Source organism: Citrobacter amalonaticus, assembly GCF_037053465.1.
GTDB lineage: Bacteria > Pseudomonadota > Gammaproteobacteria > Enterobacterales > Enterobacteriaceae > Citrobacter_A > Citrobacter_A amalonaticus_H.
The window spans coordinates 100,952-118,658 of the sequence record NZ_JBALIF010000012.1 but is presented as its reverse complement, the minus strand read 5'-3'; the positions used below and the strand labels follow the sequence as shown (position 1 = coordinate 118,658).

Annotated in this window: 16 protein-coding genes and 1 tRNA gene; 9 read left to right on the top strand and 8 right to left on the bottom strand. The window is 52.0% G+C overall.

Translation table 11 applies throughout. The annotated features are described in order from the left end of the window. The first annotated feature begins 350 nt into the window (after nt 1–350). Nucleotides 351–2,498: a formate dehydrogenase subunit alpha gene (fdhF, locus tag WB371_RS18375; protein WP_336221465.1), complete on the top strand. Its 2,148-nt coding sequence runs from the start codon at nt 351–353 to the stop codon at nt 2,496–2,498. Nucleotides 2,499–2,578: 80 nt separating this feature from the next. Here the strand turns inward: fdhF and leuE are convergent, their stop codons facing one another. The 3 genes from leuE to WB371_RS18360 all read right to left on the bottom strand — a co-directional run bounded on the left by leuE (nt 2,579) and on the right by WB371_RS18360 (nt 5,021). Then, a complete protein-coding gene (leuE, locus tag WB371_RS18370) occupies nt 2,579–3,217 on the bottom strand; it encodes a leucine efflux protein LeuE (RefSeq protein ID WP_336221464.1) in 639 nt (212 codons plus the stop codon). 116 nt (nt 3,218–3,333) lie between these two features. Continuing rightward, a complete protein-coding gene (locus WB371_RS18365; RefSeq protein WP_336221463.1) occupies nt 3,334–4,599 on the bottom strand; it encodes a Y-family DNA polymerase in 1,266 nt (421 codons plus the stop codon). Between the two features lie 2 nt (nt 4,600–4,601). Next, nucleotides 4,602–5,021 (bottom strand): translesion error-prone DNA polymerase V autoproteolytic subunit, encoded by a 420-nt coding sequence (locus WB371_RS18360; protein WP_336221476.1) that lies wholly within the window; start codon nt 5,019–5,021, stop codon nt 4,602–4,604. Between the two features lie 343 nt (nt 5,022–5,364). Between WB371_RS18360 and uspF the strand changes: the two genes are divergently transcribed. Beyond that, nucleotides 5,365–5,793, top strand: a complete 429-nt coding sequence (gene uspF, locus WB371_RS18355) for a universal stress protein UspF (RefSeq protein WP_336221475.1) — start codon at nt 5,365–5,367, stop codon at nt 5,791–5,793. Between the two features lie 29 nt (nt 5,794–5,822). Here uspF and sedR read toward each other — a convergent pair whose 3' ends face one another. Next, nucleotides 5,823–6,683, bottom strand: coding sequence for a beta-lactamase transcriptional regulator SedR (gene sedR / locus WB371_RS18350; RefSeq protein ID WP_336221462.1), 861 nt, complete (start codon nt 6,681–6,683; stop codon nt 5,823–5,825). 190 nt (nt 6,684–6,873) lie between these two features. Here sedR and bla point away from each other — a divergent pair, with 190 nt between their 5' ends. After that, entirely contained in the window at nt 6,874–7,758 is an 885-nt protein-coding gene (bla, locus tag WB371_RS18345; RefSeq protein WP_336221461.1) for a CdiA/SED family class A beta-lactamase, read from the top strand. 56 nt (nt 7,759–7,814) lie between these two features. Here the strand turns inward: bla and WB371_RS18340 are convergent. Beyond that, nucleotides 7,815–7,889: transfer RNA gene (locus tag WB371_RS18340), tRNA-OTHER, on the bottom strand. Between the two features lie 198 nt (nt 7,890–8,087). On the opposite strand from WB371_RS18340, the gene WB371_RS18335 reads away from it, so the two are divergent. After that, a complete protein-coding gene (locus WB371_RS18335; RefSeq protein ID WP_336221460.1) occupies nt 8,088–8,546 on the top strand; it encodes a hypothetical protein in 459 nt (152 codons plus the stop codon). Between the two features lie 42 nt (nt 8,547–8,588). Here WB371_RS18335 and WB371_RS18330 read toward each other — a convergent pair whose 3' ends face one another. From WB371_RS18330 to WB371_RS18320, 3 genes are read right to left on the bottom strand one after another with little or no spacing between them, the layout of a single operon-like run. Beyond that, nucleotides 8,589–9,218, bottom strand: a complete 630-nt coding sequence (locus tag WB371_RS18330; protein WP_336221459.1) for a helix-turn-helix transcriptional regulator — start codon at nt 9,216–9,218, stop codon at nt 8,589–8,591. Between the two features lie 51 nt (nt 9,219–9,269). Beyond that, nucleotides 9,270–10,250, bottom strand: coding sequence for a threo-3-hydroxy-L-aspartate ammonia-lyase (locus WB371_RS18325; protein WP_336221458.1), 981 nt, complete (start codon nt 10,248–10,250; stop codon nt 9,270–9,272). Nucleotides 10,251–10,281: 31 nt separating this feature from the next. Next, a complete protein-coding gene (locus WB371_RS18320) occupies nt 10,282–10,671 on the bottom strand; it encodes a RidA family protein (RefSeq protein WP_336221457.1) in 390 nt (129 codons plus the stop codon). Nucleotides 10,672–11,290: 619 nt separating this feature from the next. Here WB371_RS18320 and WB371_RS18315 point away from each other — a divergent pair. From WB371_RS18315 to WB371_RS18295, 5 genes are all read left to right on the top strand, one after another. Further along, the gene (locus tag WB371_RS18315; RefSeq protein WP_336221456.1) at nt 11,291–12,079 is read left to right on the top strand and encodes an IclR family transcriptional regulator; all 789 of its coding nucleotides are present in this window, start codon (nt 11,291–11,293) and stop codon (nt 12,077–12,079) included. Between the two features lie 4 nt (nt 12,080–12,083). After that, nucleotides 12,084–12,989: a dihydrodipicolinate synthase family protein gene (locus WB371_RS18310; RefSeq protein WP_336221455.1), complete on the top strand. Its 906-nt coding sequence runs from the start codon at nt 12,084–12,086 to the stop codon at nt 12,987–12,989. A gap of 10 nt (nt 12,990–12,999) precedes the next feature. Further along, nucleotides 13,000–14,967 (top strand): xylonate dehydratase YjhG, encoded by a 1,968-nt coding sequence (gene yjhG / locus WB371_RS18305; protein ID WP_336221454.1) that lies wholly within the window; start codon nt 13,000–13,002, stop codon nt 14,965–14,967. A 106-nt stretch (nt 14,968–15,073) separates the two neighbouring features. Beyond that, on the top strand, nt 15,074–16,423 hold the full coding sequence (locus WB371_RS18300) for a GntP family permease (RefSeq protein ID WP_336221453.1): 1,350 nt from the start codon (nt 15,074–15,076) through the stop codon (nt 16,421–16,423). Nucleotides 16,424–16,543: 120 nt separating this feature from the next. Then, nucleotides 16,544–17,694 (top strand): IS3 family transposase gene (locus WB371_RS18295; protein WP_336221452.1). Its coding sequence is split into 2 segments (ribosomal slippage): nt 16,544–16,802 and nt 16,802–17,694, totalling 1,152 coding nucleotides; the frame shifts between segments, so codons are not numbered across the junction. Nucleotides 17,695–17,707: the final 13 nt, after the last annotated feature.

The window sequence follows — 17,707 nt, the reverse complement described above, 5'->3', positions numbered from 1 at the left end:
AGAAATTCTGACATACTCGGCAGGCAGGCATAGAGGTGATCTCATTGAATTGATAGCACAATCAGTAGATCACAAAACTCTATGCCTGTCTTTTTTCACCCGCCCATTACTGGGGATTCCTCAGCGCCTCTGTGCGGGCTTTTTTTCGTCGTCAGCTCGTCATTATTGTCGAGTCGTCTGTCATTTTCTTCTGTCATCCCGCACCTTATCCCCGTCAGTACTGGCTTTTTCATTCTGGCACGTATTGTGCTTAGTCCTCTCTGTCATAACGACAATCCGACGCCTTAGCGACTACGCTCCGGTGTTGTCTACTATTCGTGCTATTTCAGCTTTTAACAGGTCTGTTATTGATGAAAAAAATCACCAGTGTCTGCCCCTACTGCGGGGCCGGGTGCAAGCTCAAGCTTGTTGTTGAAAATAACAAAATCATCCGAGCCGAAGGGGCTGAGGGTGTTACCAACCAGAACCAGCTCTGTCTGAAAGGGTATTACGGCTGGGACTTCCTGAACGATACCCGCCTACTGACGCCTCGCCTTACGCGTCCCATGATCCGCTACGAAAAAGGCGGTAAGCTCACGCCGGTCAGTTGGGAGGAAGCGATTCGTTATACAGCTCAACGTTTGCTGGCGATTCGCGACAGCGATGGCCCCCGCGCCATTATGACCACCGGTTCTTCACGGGGTACCGGCAACGAAACTAACTATGTCATGCAGAAATTCGCACGTGCGGTACTCAACACCAACAATGTGGATTGCTGCGCCCGCGTATGCCACGGCCCTTCCGTTGCCGGTCTTCAGGAAACGCTGGGCAATGGCGCGATGAGTAATTCCATCAGCGACATCGAAAACTCCAGATGTTTGCTTGTTTTCGGCTATAACTGCGCAGATTCTCATCCCATTGTGGCGCGTCGGGTAATCAAGGCTCGTCAGAATGGCGCGAAAATTATCGTCTGCGATCCCCGCCGCATTGAAACCGCCCGAATAGCCGACCAGCACCTGCAACTAAATAACGGCAGCAATATGGCGCTGGTCAACGCCTTTGGTTACGTCCTCATTGACGAACAGCTTTATGACAAAGAGTACGTACAACAGCACACGACAGGGTTGGACGCTTACTGGCAGACGGTGAAAGATTATGCGCCGGAAGCCGTCGAACACCTGACCGGCGTACCGGCGTCTCAGGTACGTCAGGCGATGCGCACCTTTGCGGCGGCGCCTTCCGCAACCATCATGTGGGGAATGGGCGTCACACAATTCGGCCAGGCCGTGGACGTGGTGCGGGGGTTATCCAGCCTCGCCCTGCTAACCGGTAACCTGGGACGTCCAAACGTTGGCGTCGGGCCCGTTCGCGGTCAGAACAACGTTCAGGGAGCCTGCGATATGGGCGTGTTGCCCAATCTCTTTCCGGGCTATCAGGATGTCACCGATGCGGCCATCAGAGAGAAATTCGCCCACGCGTGGGGAATTGACGTCAAGCGGATGGACGACAAGATTGGAACACGCATCACCGAAGTTCCTCATCTGGCGCTGGAAGGGAAAATCAAAGCCTACTACATCATGGGGGAAGATCCGCTGCAAACCGAGGCCGATCTTGGGCTGGTACGGGCAGGCTTCGCCGCACTGGATTTTATCGTGGTCCAGGATATTTTCATGACCAAAACGGCCGAGATGGCTGACGTGATTTTACCGGCCACCTCCTGGGGAGAACATGGTGGTGTATTCACCTGTGCTGACCGTGGATTCCAGCGTTTCGAAAAGGCCATCGACCCTGCCGGTGATGTGAAGCGCGACTGGGAAATCATCAGCCTGCTCGCCAGTGAAATGGGCTACCCCATGCACTATGAAAACAATCAGCAGATCTGGGATGAAATGCGTGAACTGTGCCCGCTGTTCTACGGCGTCACCTACGAGAAAATGGGCGATATGGGACATATCCAGTGGCCCTGTCCTGACCTCGATCATCCCGGAACTCCGTATCTGTACGAAAACAGTCGCTTCGACACGCCAGACGGTAAAGGTAAGCTGTTTGCCGCACCGTGGCGCGCGCCTGCGGAAGTGCCCGACGAGACGTTTCCCATGGTCCTGTGTACGGTGCGTGAGGTCGGTCACTACTCCTGCCGCTCCATGACCGGCAACTGCGCCGCTCTGCAGGCGCTGGCCGATGAACCCGGCTATGTGCAAATCAGCCCCGTTGATGCAGAAAAGCTGGGTATTCAGCATCGTGACCTTGTGTGGGTCAGTTCCCGGCGGGGAAAAGTGATCAGCCGGGCAGATGTCTCTGAGCGCATCAATCAGGGGACGGTGTACATGACTTACCAGTGGTGGATCGGTGCCTGTAATGAACTGACGCAGGACAATCTCGATCCCATTTCAAAAACGCCGGAAACGAAATATTGTGCGGTGAAGGTTGAAAAAATTACCGACCAGCAATGGGCCGAACGCTATGCGGCGCAAACCTACCGTGATATGAAAACCCGGTTGTGTGAGGCCATCGCCTGACGTTACGCGCGTAAAAAACCGGTAGTGTGTCTATCCCGGTTTCTGTTCTCATGGAGAGGCCTTTTCGAAGGCCTCTGTGCTTATGATTGCAGTGTTGCCAGCCGCGCGGCGAAGCCAACAAAAATCAGACCGATCAGAGAATTCCCGACTTTCGCCAGTTTCTTTTTGGTGCGGATGTACTGGGTAACGAAGGCACCTGAAACGATCAGGAAGCTCAGGTAGCAGAAACTCACCACTTCAAGAGTAGTCGCCAGGATGAAGAATGAGAGTCCCGCATGGGGCGCATTCACATCAATAAACTGCACGAAAAAGGAGACATAAAACAGAATGGCTTTCGGGTTTGTCAGACTCAGAACCAATGCGCGTTTAAAAATTGCGCCAAAGGGCGCCGCGTCTTCGCCAGGTTCGCTACCTTTCGCTTTGAGTGTGGCATAGAGAATTTTCGCTCCCAGATACAGCAGATAAAACGCGCCGAGATAGCGGACGATATTAAACAGTACCGGCGTCGTTTTAATCAGCGTCGCGACACCGGCGTAAGCCAGGAACATTAACACCGCATCGCCAATAAACACGCCGCTTGCCGCGAGATATCCGCCCTTCATCCCACGTCCGACGCTATTTTTTAGCACAAATATCGTATTCGGCCCCGGCACTAAAACAATAAAAATCGCCCCAACCAGGTAAGTCCAATAATTCAGTACGCCATACTCTGCAAACACGTTAACCTCTTCCTGAAACTACTCATACGCTTAACTGCGAAACAATATGCTAACGAATGCACCTGGTGATGGAAAGGGAAATCCCTTCAGCGACCGGGCTGGCGTTGACGAAATTGCTACCTGACCACCAGCAGATCCGAAAATCGCGTCGTATAGCGGGGGGACAGCATCGCCCGTTTCATCTGCCACTGCTGCTGCGTACCCTGACCGGCAAACCAGAGCGTTCCCCTGCCCTCCTTTGCGTTCAGACCGTCCAGCACGCTCATGAGCCGCTCACTGCCGGGACGCGGCGCGTTATCATCAAACAGATTGAGTTGTGCCACGCCCTGGCTAAAGAAATCCCCCAGCATCACGCCGGCTTTTTGATAGCGCAATCCTTCCCGCCAGACGATATCCAGGCAGCGCGTCGCCGCGTTGATGATATCCCGGCTGTCCTGCGTTGGCGTGAGTAACGTCACCGAACCTGCGTTACCGTAGTATTGTTCGTTCGCCGCAAATGGACTGGTTTTGACAAACGCCGAGATATGCCGGCAATACTGATGCTCTGCGCGCAGTTTCTCCGCCGCACGCGAGGCATAGCTGCAAATCGCCTGTCGCATCGGTTCGTAATCGCCTACCCGCTCGCCAAAGGATCGGGAGCAGATAATTTCCTGTTTGGTGGCAGCAAATTCTTCCAGCGCCAGGCACGGTTCACCGCGTAACTCCCGCACCGTTCTTTCAAGCACAACGCTGAAATTTTTCCTGATGAAGCGAATATCCGTCTCCGCCAGTTTCAGCACATTTCCGATCCCCATCGCTTCCAGTTTTTTTGCGATGCGCCGCCCGATGCCCCAGACTTCGCTGACCGGCATTAACGCCATCAGCTTTCTCTGTCGGTCCACGTTTGAGAGATCCACCACGCCATGCGTCTGCGGCCACTGCTTTGCCGCATGGTTCGCCAGCTTCGCCAGCGTTTTGGTCGGGGCAATTCCCACACCGACGGTCAAACGAGTTTGCTGCAATAAGGTATCGCGAATCTCCTTGCCGAAATCCGCAAGATCACGACAATGATGCACGCCGGTCACATCGCAAAAGGCCTCGTCGATGCTGTAAATTTCAACCCGTGGGGTAAGCGCCTCCAGCGTGGTCATCACGCGCTGAGACATGTCGGCATAGAGCTCATAGTTGCTGCTAAAACAGGTCACGCCATAGTAGTGAAACAGGTCCTTTTGCTTAAAGTAAGGTTCGCCCATTTTGACGTTCAGCGCCTTTGCCGCGGCATTGCGCGCAATAACGCAGCCATCATTATTCGACAACACCACAACGGGCTTTTCTTTCAGATCCGGACGAAAGGCCGTCTCGCAAGCCGCGTAAAAAGAGTTCACATCCACCAGCGCAAACATGGTTACTTTGTCGTTTTGATGATATGCGTAACGACGCCAAAAATATCGAGCGTCTCTTCACGGTTTATCCTGATGGGGGAATATGCGCTGTTCATCGGATTGAGCTGTACCGCAGGACGAAGCTGGAGTTGTTTAACCGTAAACTCCCCATCGACTGCCGCGATGACAATATCGCCATGCATTGCCCGGTAGGTACTGTCCACCACCAGCAGGTCGCCATCGCTAATGCCCGCATCAATCATCGAATCGCCCGCCGCTTTGACAAAATAAGTCGCACTGGGATGCCGGACCAGCAGCGCATTAAGATCGATCCGCTGCTCGACGTAATCCTGCGCAGGTGAAGGAAAGCCGCACGGAACGAGATCGGCAAAAAGAGGGAGCATCACAATCTGACGCATATCAACGGGGCTGTAGAACATCATCATCACACATCCACAAATACACTGTATTTATATACAGTATAATTAAAAAAGGATGAGATCAAGCCTCCGGAAGCCCGTTGCCGTAGCCTCTGCATCCAGTGCCTTGATTTTATTTAGCTCTGTGAAAAACAATTTTTATTGGTTAAAAAGCAGAGAACATCGCGGTGGTGAAAAATTGCCCTTCACGAAAACATCACTGCTAACCCAACAACATTCCCGGAAAAACGGATAATTTATTCAACATCGCCTGGCAAAAATAACAGAAACTTGATCGGGTCACTTTTTATACAAAAGCAGGAATCGATATACTGTAACCGGAGACAAAAAACAGGAGGTAATGACTATGTATCGTTCTGTTCTGGTGCCCATTGATATCTCAGAAGCGGACTTAACCCGTCAGCTTATTCCTCAGGTCGTACAACACACGAAAACCGCGAAAGTACATTTTCTGGCCGTCATCCCCTCTGTTCCTTTTTATGCTTCCCTGGGGCTTGCTTACTCTGGCGAACTCCCGGATAAGAATGGACTGCAGTCGAAGGCGTTGCAGAAACTCGAAGAGATTGTGAAGCAGTTCAATATCCCTGAAGGCCGGGTCCAGACACACGTTGTGTATGGTCCTCCGAAAGATCAGATCCTGAAACTGGCAGAATCTGTCAGTGCCGATCTGATCGTGATCGCCTCGCATCAACCCGGTATCTCCACATACCTGTTAGGCTCTACCGCCGCGGCGGTAGTGCGCCACGCGCACTGCCCGGTTCTGGTGGTTCGCTGACCTCTGAACGGGAGTCTGTTGGCTCCCGTTTATTGTGCCTGCACTATCCAGTCGCGAAAGATTTCCATCGCCGGCGTCAGCGGTTTTGATTTCAGGTGCGTAAGCCAGTAGCTGCCCATGTTGATCTCAATCGGGAAAGGACGTACAAGCTGCCCGGCCGTCAGCTCGCGAGTAAACATGGCTGCGGGAACCAGCGCTGCGCCGCCAGTATGCATCACCGTTTCAATCATCAGACGTGAAGAGTCAAACACCGCGCCATTAATCCGCTCCACCGCAACCCCTGCGGCCGCAAACCAGCTATCCCACTCGTCAGCACGATAGGAACGCAGGAGATTCTCTTGCAGAAGATCGGCGGGCTGATTCAGCCGCCGCGCGGTGTCGGGCGTACACAGTACGGTCAGCGGCGCTTCACACAGCATTTCATTATGCGTGGCGGGCCACAAACCGGTGCCAAAGCGAATCGCGAAATCCAGACCTTCCGCCGCCAGGTTCACAACGTTGTTGTTCGTGCGCAGTTGCAGTTCAACAAACGGGTGCGCGTTGCGAAATTGCTCAATACGCGGTAGCAGCCAGCCCACGGCAAACGTGCCGACAGCCGCGACCGTGAGCACTTCACGATACTCACCGCCTTCGAACTTGCGGAAAACCGTGTCAATTTGCCCGAAGGCATCGGTCAATACGGCAAAAAGCGCCTGCGCCTCATCCGTCATCTCCAGCCCTCTGGGTAACCGCCTGAACAGCACTCTGTTCAACCGTTCCTCAAGAATACGGACCTGCTGGCTGACGGCAGCCTGTGTCACACAAAGCTCCAGCGCCGCACGCGTAAAACTCAAATGGCGCGCGGAAGCCTCAAAAGCACGCAGCGCATTAAGAGGAAGAGCAGAACGCATAATACAGACCCATAAGATTTTCTTTAACCCAGGGTAAATTCTTCTCGCTTGTGAAGCAAGCGCTGAAAGTGGATAGTCCTGCTCATCGGAAATAAGTCATGTACCTTTGATTTCGCCTAATTGCGGCAAGTCGATCATTTCGTAACCACATCCTGACTTATCAATTCACTGATGATTAAAGAGGTTATTAATGTTAAAAGCACGATTCCGCCAGACGGTGATTATCGCCGCAGCGCTGTCTTTTTTCGCAGGCAGTTCCCCCCTTCTGGCGCGTACGCAGACAAATATCACCGGGGTTCAACAAAAGCTGGCCGCATTAGAAAAACAATCGGGTGGTCGGCTCGGCGTGGCGCTGATTAATACTGCCGATGGCTCACAGCTTCTTTATCGTAGCGACGAACGCTTTGCCATGTGTAGCACCAGTAAAACGATAGTTGCGGCGGCAGTTTTAAAACAGAGTGAAACCCAGAACGATATTTTGCAAAAGAAAATGGCGATCAAAAAAGCCGATTTGACGAACTGGAACCCGGTAACAGAGAAATATGTGAATAGCGAAATGACGCTGGCAGAATTGAGCGCGGCGGCGCTACAGTACAGTGATAATACGGCGATGAATAAACTGGTTGAGCACCTGGGAGGACCAGGTAACGTCACCGCTTTCGCGCGTTCAATTGGCGACACCACATTTCGCCTGGACCGGAAAGAGCCCGAACTGAACACCGCTATTCCGGGCGACGAGCGCGATACCACCACGCCACTGGCCATGGCAAAAAGTCTGCGTAACCTGACGCTGGGCGATGCGTTAGCGACCACACAGCGCACGCAGCTTGTCGACTGGCTGAAAGGAAATACAACCGGTGGCCAGAGTATTCGGGCCGGGCTCCCCAAAAACTGGGTGGTCGGTGATAAAACCGGCGGCGGTGATTACGGTACCACCAATGATATTGCCGTGATCTGGCCTGAAGGTCGCGCACCGCTGGTACTGGTCACCTACTTTACGCAGCCTCAGCAGGATGCAAAAGGCCGGAAAGATGTTCTGGCCGCAGCGGCAAGAATTGTGACGGAAGGACAGTAATTCCCTCAAGGAAGCCGAAAGTAAAAGGCCCGGACAACCGTCCAGGCCTTAAAATTTGGGCCGCCATCGAGGCCTCGAACCCCGTTCCCTACAACAAAAGTCGTTCGCTCTTCCAGATGAGCTAATGGCGGTCTGCCGGTTATTATTATCTGATTAAGAATTTACTCATCAGCAAAACCGGGCAAAATAATACATAACTCAAATTTCCCCTGCAAGCGTCATGGTCTACGACTGCTGCCTGTTTGCTCATTATTCGGGCAAAATCCCTGCGTTAAAGATGATAGAGTGAACAATATAAAATTTCTTTTCCGTCATACCGGGACAACCTGATGAAACATCGTTTTATCTCCCTCAGCTTATTCGTGCTAACGTTTCTGAATATCGTCCCTGCACTTGCAGAAACAGTAAACACGCCCACGGGAGTGGTTATCAGTTTTCAGCGAGATTACAAAGAGTGGAACGATCGCTCATTCGCATTACATCAAACCCATGATGATCACAGCGTAATGACACAAGCTCAGCAAAGCTGGGACGTATTGTTGAAGAAATATACGCTTCCTCATTTTCAGGGGGAGCCCATTGCTTTTGGTTCCGATGCTTCACACGACCCAGAGCAGGAAAAAATTCTGTCGACAGTCGTGGAAAATAATTCCGCGATAATAAAAACCCGGTTTCCACAGCCTTATTATTCACCCGACTATGAATATCATCTGATAAAACATCATCAGCGCTGGTATCTGACGCAGATCTATCTGGTGGATGAGGATGGGAAATACCCCAGCCTGTAGAAAATTCAGCGACTGATGCACCTTAAGCTGGCCGGGAGAGGTTCAGACAGCCTGGCGCACATAGAGATAAGCTGTCGCCCTTGAAATACCCAGATGTTGCGCCACGGTATCCATGGATTTACGTACATTCAGCAATCCTTCCTGACGTAATGCCTGGATAACTCTCCTTCTGTCTTCAGTGTTGAGGGCTCGTGCCGTGGTAGCACGTTCTGCGGCAAAATCATCGATTCGCTGGCGAATGACATCCGTACTCCCCGGTTCGAGGTGTTCGCGGATCGGTGAACTTTCCGTTTCAGTAAAACGCGCCAGCGCGTTCTGCATCCCCCGAAAAAGCGTCATATCGACATTAAGGCAAAGCGCTGCAACGTATTTGCCCTCTTCATCCTTAATGCCAATAGACGTGCTTTTTACCGGACGACCATCGGAAAACTGGTTGCTGTAGTTGGCAATAATTTCGGGAAAATCCGCAGACGCGATTCTTGCCAGACCGAGTTCCGTGACTGGCTGACCGGCTTTACGTCCCGATAAATTATTGTGTATCGACAAAATCGCATGCTCAGGGTTCTTAAGATCATGAACAACCACCTCGCAAAAAGGCGAAAACGTTTCGCTTAATCCTTTCGCAATCGTGTCCAGTTGGCTGAGAAGCGAATTCTCGATATTTTTTGGCATACCCGTCTCCTGCTGTGTTACCTGTCGTCATTATTACCGTGGTTTACCGTCTCAGGAGACGGATTTTCCGGCCAGAAACTCACCATAGCGGGCGATATCCACATTACCGCCACTGATGATAATGCCCACTTTTTTGCCCTGAAGTCCCGCTTTCCTCGCCCTTGCCGCCGCGAAACCCAGACAGCCGGTTGGCTCGGTGACCATTTTCATACGTTCCGCCATAAACGTCATCGACGCGATTAACTCATCGTCAGAAACCGTTAAAATATCAGTCACGTACTTTTGAATCAGAGGAAACGTATAGTGCCCCAGATGCTGCGTCTGCGCACCATCCGCGATCGTTTTCGGGGTATCGATATGAACGATCTTACCGCTTCGAAAAGACTGTTGCCCGTCGTTACCAGCTTCAGGTTCTACGCCATAAATCCTGCATTCCGGCGAGAGATGCCGGGCAGCCAGCGCCGAACCGGAGAGCAAACCGCCCCCGCCCAGACAGACAAAAAGAACATCCAGCGAGCCAACTTCCTCAATCAACTCTTTCGCGGCAGTGCCCTGACCGGCAATAACATGAGGATGATCATACGGAGGAATCAGCGTTAACCCGTGCTTTTGCGCCAGCTCTCGTCCGATCTGTTCACGATCCTCCGTGTAGCGATCATACATCACCACATTGCCGCCATACCCTTTGGTCGCTGCCACTTTAGCGGCTGGCGCGTCATGTGGCATAACGATGGTCGCCGGAATACCCAGTAATTTTGCTGACAGGGCAATCGCCTGAGCGTGATTGCCAGACGAAAATGCCACCACGCCCGCCGCGCGCTGTTCAGGGGTAAACTGGCGTAGCGCATTCATCGCCCCGCGAAATTTGAACGCGCCCATGCGTTGAAAATTTTCACATTTAAAGAAAACATCAGCGCCAAATTCTGCATTGACGGTGCGGGAGGTCATAACCGGCGTGCGGTTTGCATATCCTTCTATGCGCTCAGCAGCAGCGGCGACATCAGCATAGTCAGGAAGAGTCATTTCAGTCATTTTTTCACCTGTTTATCGTTAAGTGTTGGGCTTATTGCGCCAGTGCGATGGCTTCCACTTCTATGGCTGAGCCATAATGAAGTTCTGATACACCCGCAACGACACGCGATGGGCGGGAATCACCGATCCACTCAGCATAAAGCGCATTAAACGTCGGCCAGAGATTGATATCGGTGACATAAACACGGACAGAAACCAGGTGCTGGCGGGAGACTCCCGCCCCGCTCAGGCAAGCATCAATGTTGTCTAACACGACCCTGGTTTGTTCCTCAAAAGACGCTCCCGCCTTTTTCTCACCCTCAGGCGTTATCGGTAACTGCCCGGAGATAAAGACAAATCCCCCTGCCGTTACACTCGCCGAATAATGCCCGGCGGGCGGTACGCCCTGGGACGTTGCGTTCAGTGTGATATCTGGATGCATAGGTTGCTCTCCTGTGGTTGCATTCAATACATTGTGTATTAAATTATACATTTTGTATAAATCCATTTTATACGCCGTATCACACTTTGCGACGCCTCCTTTATCGACAAACTGGCGTGTCTGTCTCTCACTTCGGTGACAGAGATCGCGCGCGTGGTTTGCTTCAGAAAAGGGAAAGGTTCAATAAATAGTGTTGATGCAGAAGATGTGGGTGTGGAGTTAACACTGAATTTCCTCCTTGTCACCTCCAGATTAAGAGAGGACTCCGAAGGATTGCCCGAGGCTAAACCGAATGCCTGAAGAAATGTTAGAGAATCTGAAAAGTGGATGGTTGCAGCGTTAGTACGTTGTTTTGCGCTGATGTGTCAGTACAATTCGCAGCGACTGGCGGTTATTCTCACACTACCCGAACGATCGCCAGTTAACCGCCGCCCGTTCTTGCATACGACGACGCGGCGGGAACTCTTCCAGCCCGGATCCCCGCACATTACATTCCGTTATTCAAACTGCGCACACGATCACACTTAATCACTTCATTACGGTTCAGCATGCTGAACAAAGCATATTTTCCACTTTACAACACCGCTACCATTTATTTCATAAGCAAGGAGGAACCATTATGGTTCGCAAAGGGTGCAATTCATTAGTCCGTGCCGAAAAAATATTGACCCACATCGCATGGGTTGGCGTGGCAAGTTATATGGAATTATTAAAAAAATTCCAGTATCCCAAAAGCAGCCTGCTTAATTTATTGAATGTGATGGTAGAGTGCGGATTCTTAATTAAAAACAAAAATGGCCATTATTCGCTGGGAATAAAAAACTACGAACTGGGTTGCCAGGCGCTACACCGTCAAAATATCTTTGAGGTGACGAAACGGCCAATGCAGGAGTTGTCGCTGAAAAGCGGACTGGTCTGCCATCTGGGCGCCATGGAGAGCATTTCAGCTATCTATCTCGACAAGGTCGAAAGCCCGGACTCGGTACCAACAAGCAAAAGCTGGATTGGTAAAAAACTTGAATTGCATATTACCGCGCTGGGTAAAGCATTATTAGCCTGGAAGACACGAGAAGAGCTGGATTATTTCTTAGAGGCTCTCACATTGACCCCACATACGCACAATACATTTACGGATAAAAAATTATTTCTGGAAGAGTTACAAAAAACGCGGCTTCGGGGATGGGCTATAGACAACGAAGAATCAACCTATGGTGCGGTATGTTTAAGTATGCCGGTATTCAATATGTATAACCGGGTTAACTATGCCATCTCGCTTTCAGGCGATCCGGTGGTTTATTCAGGAAATAAGATCGATAGCTATCTGGAATTACTGCGAAAATGCGCCGGAAAAATATCATATGGGCTGGGGTACAGAAACGAAAATGAGTATTTACGAAAAGGAAACTAAGGTAATGAAAAAATTCACTGGCATTATTCCACCGGTATCCAGCACGTTTCATCGTGACGGAACCCTTGATAAAACGGCAATGCGTGAAGTTGCTGACTTCCTGATTAATAAAGGGGTCGACGGGTTGTTTTATCTGGGCACCGGTGGTGAATTTAGCCAGATGAATGCCACCCAGCGCATGGCGCTCGCCGAAGAAGCCGTCGCGGTTGTTGGCGGACGAGTGCCGGTATTGATTGGCATCGGTTCTCCATCCACTGACGAAGCGGTCAAACTGGCGCTGCATGCTCAGGCTATCGGTGCTGATGGTGTCGTTGCTATCAATCCCTACTACTGGAAAGTCGCGCCACGAAATCTTGATGACTATTACCAGCAGATCGCCCGTAGTGTCACCCTGCCGGTTATCCTGTACAACTTTCCGGATCTGACGGGCCAGGATTTAACCGCGGACACCGTAAAGCGTCTGGCACTGCAAAACGAAAATATCGTCGGCATCAAAGACACCATCGACAGCGTCGGTCATCTGCGCATGATGATCAATACAGTGAAGGCGGTGCGCCCGTCATTTTCTGTATTCTGCGGTTATGATGACCATTTACTGAACACAATGCTGCTGGGCGGCGACGGTGCGATAACCGCCAGCGCTAACTTTGCTCCGGAACTCTCCGTCGGCATCTACCGTGCCTGGCGTGAAGGCGATCTGGCAACCGCCGCCACGCTGAATAAAAAACTGCTACAACTGCCCTCTATTTACGCACTGGAAACACCGTTTGTCTCACTGATCAAATACAGCATGCAGTGTGTCGGGCTGCCCGTAGAGACGTATTGCTTGCCACCGATTCTTGAAGCATCAGAAGAAGCCAAAGATAAAGTCCGCGCGCTACTTACCGCGCATGGCATTTTATCCGTCTGAGGAGAAACTCATGTCTGTTCGCAATATTTTTGCTGACGAGAGTCACGACATCTACACCGTCAGAACGCACGCCGATGGCCCGGACGGCGAACTGCCATTAACCGCGGAGATGCTTATCAACCGCCCGAGCGGAGATCTGTTCGGTATGACCATGAATGCCGGAATGGGCTGGTATCCGGACGAGCTGGATCGGGACGGTATTTTGCTGCTCAGCACACTCGGAGGCCTACGTGGTGCAGACGGTAAGCCTGTCGCGCTGGCGCTGCATCAGGGACACTACGAGCTGGATATCCAGATGAAAGCGGCGGCCGAGGTCATTAAAGCAAACCGCGCTCTGCCCTATGCCGTGTATGTTTCCGATCCTTGTGATGGCCGAACTCAGGGTACGACAGGTATGTTTGATTCGCTACCGTACCGTAATGACGCCTCGATGGTGATGCGTCGTCTTATTCGCTCGTTACCTGATGCGAAAGCCGTCATTGGGGTTGCGAGTTGTGACAAGGGGCTTCCGGCCACCATGATGGCACTCGCCGCACAGCACGACATAGCAACCGTGCTGGTGCCCGGTGGTGCGACGCTGCCCGCAAAGGATGGAGAGGACAACGGCAAGGTGCAGACCATCGGCGCCCGCTTCGCCAATGGCGAATTATCGCTACAGGATGCACGCCGTGCGGGTTGTAAGGCCTGCGCCTCTTCCGGTGGCGGTTGTCAATTTCTGGGCACCGCCGGAACATCGCAGGTCGTCGCCGAAGGGCTGGGGCTGGCAATCCCGCACTCAGCACTTGCCCCTTCCGGCGAGCCGGTGTGGCAGGAGATCGCCAGAGCTTCCGCGCGAGCGGCTCTGAATTTGTGTAAAAAAGGCATCACCACCCGGGAAATTCTCACCGATAAAGCAATTGAGAATGCGATGACAGTCCACGCGGCGTTCGGCGGTTCAACAAATCTGCTATTGCACATCCCGGCCATTGCTCACCAGGCGGGTTGCCATATCCCGACCGTTGACGACTGGATTCGCATCAACAAGCGCGTGCCACGGCTGGTGAGCGTGCTGCCCAATGGTCCGGTGTATCATCCGACGGTTAATGCCTTCATGGCAGGCGGTGTACCAGAAGTGATGCTGCATCTGCGCAGCCTCGGATTATTGCATGAAGACGTTATGACGGTTACCGGCAGTACGCTGAAGGAAAACCTCGACTGGTGGGAGCAGTCCGAACGGCGTCAGCGGTTCAAGCAACTCCTGCTTGAGCAAGAGCAAATCAAGGCCGACGAGGTCATCATGTCGCCGCAGCAAGCCCAGGATCGCGGATTAACCTCAACCATCACCTTCCCGGTGGGCAATATTGCGCCAGAAGGATCGGTAATCAAATCTACCGCCATCGATGCCTCGGTGATTGATGATCAGGGTATCTATTACCATAAAGGTGTGGCGAAGGTTTATCTGTCCGAGAAAAGTGCGATTTACGATATCAAGCATGACAAGATTAAAGCGGGCGATATTCTGGTCATTATCGGCGTGGGTCCTTCCGGTACCGGGATGGAAGAAACCTATCAGGTGACCAGTGCCCTGAAACATCTGTCCTACGGTAAGCATGTTTCACTGATCACCGATGCGCGTTTCTCAGGTGTTTCTACTGGCGCGTGCATCGGTCATGTGGGGCCGGAAGCGCTGGCCGGTGGCCCCATCGGCAAATTACGCACCGGGGATATCATTGAAATTAAAATTGATTGCCGCGAGCTTCAGGGCGAAGTCAATTTCCTCGGAACCCGTCGCGATGACCCATTACTCTCAAAGGAGGAGGCTACTGCAATATTAAACGCCAGACCCAGCCATCAGGATTTACTACCCGACCCTGAACTACCCGATGATACCCGGCTATGGGCAATGCTTCAGGCTGTTAGTGGCGGAACATGGACGGGTTGTATTTATGATGTAAATAAAATCGGCGCGGCTTTGCGCGATTATATGAATAAAAACTGAAAGCAAAAATAAAAACATCCAGACCAGATCATTGTCCGGTTACACATTATTGATTATTTGCGTAGCCGGATAATGACGGGTCGCTACCCTATTATGAGAGGACGTTATGCCACTAATTATCGTTGTGGCAGGGATTGCTTTACTCCTGCTATTAACCATAAAAATTAAGCTCAATACGTTTGTTTCGTTAATTATTGTTTCGATTGCTGTCGCCATCACCAGTGGTATGGATTTGAGTAAAGTCGTCACCTCGGTCGAATCCGGGCTGGGCGGTACGCTGGGCCATATTGGTTTGATATTTGGCTTCGGTGTCATGCTCGGTCGCTTGCTGGCGGATGCAGGTGGTGCACAACGAATCGCGCTGACGATGCTAAATTATTTCGGGAAAAATAAACTTGACTGGGCGGTGGTCTGCTCGGCGTTTATTGTGGGTATTGCACTTTTTTTCGAAGTCGGCTTAATTCTTCTGGTACCTATTTTATTCGCAATTGCCCGTGAAGCGAAAATATCGCCGATGTTTATGTGTGTGCCAATGCTTTCCGGTTTGCTGGTCGCGCATGGTTTTTTACCGCCCCACCCCGGCCCGACAGTGATCGCCCGGGAATATGGCGCAGATGTAGGACTGGTGCTGATATACGGTATTATTGTCGGCATCCCGACCTTTATTCTTTGTGGCCCGGTGTTGAATAAATTCTGCCAGCGCATTATTCCGGATGCGTTTAAAAAAGAGGGAAATATTGCCTCTCTCGGCGCGACCCGCCGGTTCAGCGAAAGCGAAATGCCTGGCTTTGGGATCAGTTTTCTCACAGCAATGTTGCCGGTGATCCTGATGGCCGTCGTCACCATCATCCAGATGACCCACGCTAAGAGCGCCGCCGATTCAGGCCTGTTCTATAACGTGATACTGTTCTTAGGTAACTCAACGATCGCCATGCTGATTTCACTGCTGTTCGCGATCTATACCATGGGAGTAGGCCGTGGGAAAACAATCCCTGAGCTGATGGATTCCTGCGGAAAAGCAATTGCAGGTATTGCCGGTCTGCTGCTAATTATCGGTGGCGGCGGTGCATTCAAACAGGTGCTCATCGACTCTGGTGTCGGTCAGTATATTTCCACCCTGGTTTCAGGTATGGATATCAACCCAATCCTGATGGCCTGGGGTGTGGCCGCATTCCTGCGTATTTGTCTGGGTTCAGCCACTGTCGCGGCAATCTCTACCGCCGGGCTGGTGATTCCGTTGCTGGCGGTACATCCTGATACCAACCTGGCGCTGATCACTCTGGCGACAGGGGCGGGATCTTGTATCTGTTCCCATGTAAATGACGCCAGCTTCTGGATGATTAAAGACTTCTTTGGTCTGACGACCAAAGAGACATTGTTGTCCTGGACGCTGATGTCCACGCTGTTATCCATCTGCGGGCTGATCTTTATTCTGCTTGCCAGCTTTATTCTGTAACCGCCAGGCGCGACGGTTGCCCGGTCTGCAGGTGCGATTTCGTAGGCCGGGTAAAATGATCCTACCCACCAATAGTGGACACGGGACTAAGTGAGTAAACTCTCAAGTAAGAGGTGACTCATGACAAAACCAGTATCAACCAGCAAAAAGCCCCGTAAACAGCACACGCCGGAATTCCGCCAGGAAGCCCTCAAACTCGCAGAAAGCATCGGTGTTGCTGCCGCTGCCTGCGAAATCAGCCTGTATGAATCACAACTCTATGCCTGGCGCAGCAAGCTGAAAAATGCACATTCCTCTTCCGAACGTGAGCAGGAAATGTCCGCTGAAATAGCCCGGCTGAAACGACAACTGGCAGAACGGGACGAGGAACTGGCCATTCTCCAAAAGGCCGCGACATACTTCGCGAAGCGCCTGAAATGAAGTATGTCTTTATCGAAAAGCATCGGGCAGAGTTCAGCATCAAAGCGATGTGCCGTGTGCTTCGGGTTGCCCGCAGCGGCTGGTATGCCTGGCGTCTGCATCGTCATCAGATACGCCCGCGCCAGCAGTTCCGTCTCACCTGCGATAAGGCCGTTCATCAGGCATTCACTGCGGCAAAGCAGCGTTATGGTGCGCCGCGTCTTGCTGATGAGCTACCGGAATACAACATCAAAACCATTGCCGCCAGCCTGCGTCGTCAGGGGCTCCGCGCAAAGGCTGCACGGAAGTTCAGTGCGATCAGCTACCGTGAGCATGGTCTGCCGGTGTCTGACAATCTGCTGAAGCAGGACTTTTACGCCAGCGGCCCGAACCAGAAGTGGGCAGGCGACATCACGTACTTGCGTACCGATGAAGGCTGGTTGTATCTCGCGGTGGTCATCGACCTGTGGTCGCGGGCGGTTATTGGCTGGTCGATGTCACCACGAATGACGGCACAACTGGCCTGTGATGCACTGCAGATGGCGCTGTGGCGGCGAAAGCGCCCGAAAGATGTCATTGTTCACACCGATCGTGGAGGCCAGTACTGTTCAGCGGATTATCAGGCCCTGCAGAAGCGGCACAATCTGCGTGGAAGCATGAGCGCAAAAGGCTGCTGTTATGACAATGCCTGCGTGGAAAGCTTCTTTCATTCGCTGAAAGTGGAATGTATCCACGGGGAACGCTTTAGCAGCCGGGAAATAATGCGGACAACGGTGTTTAATTATATCGAGTGTGATTACAATCGCTGGCGTCGTCACAGTGCCTGTGGCGGTCTCAGCCCGGAACAATTTGAAAACCAGAACCTCGCTTAGGGCCGTGTCCACT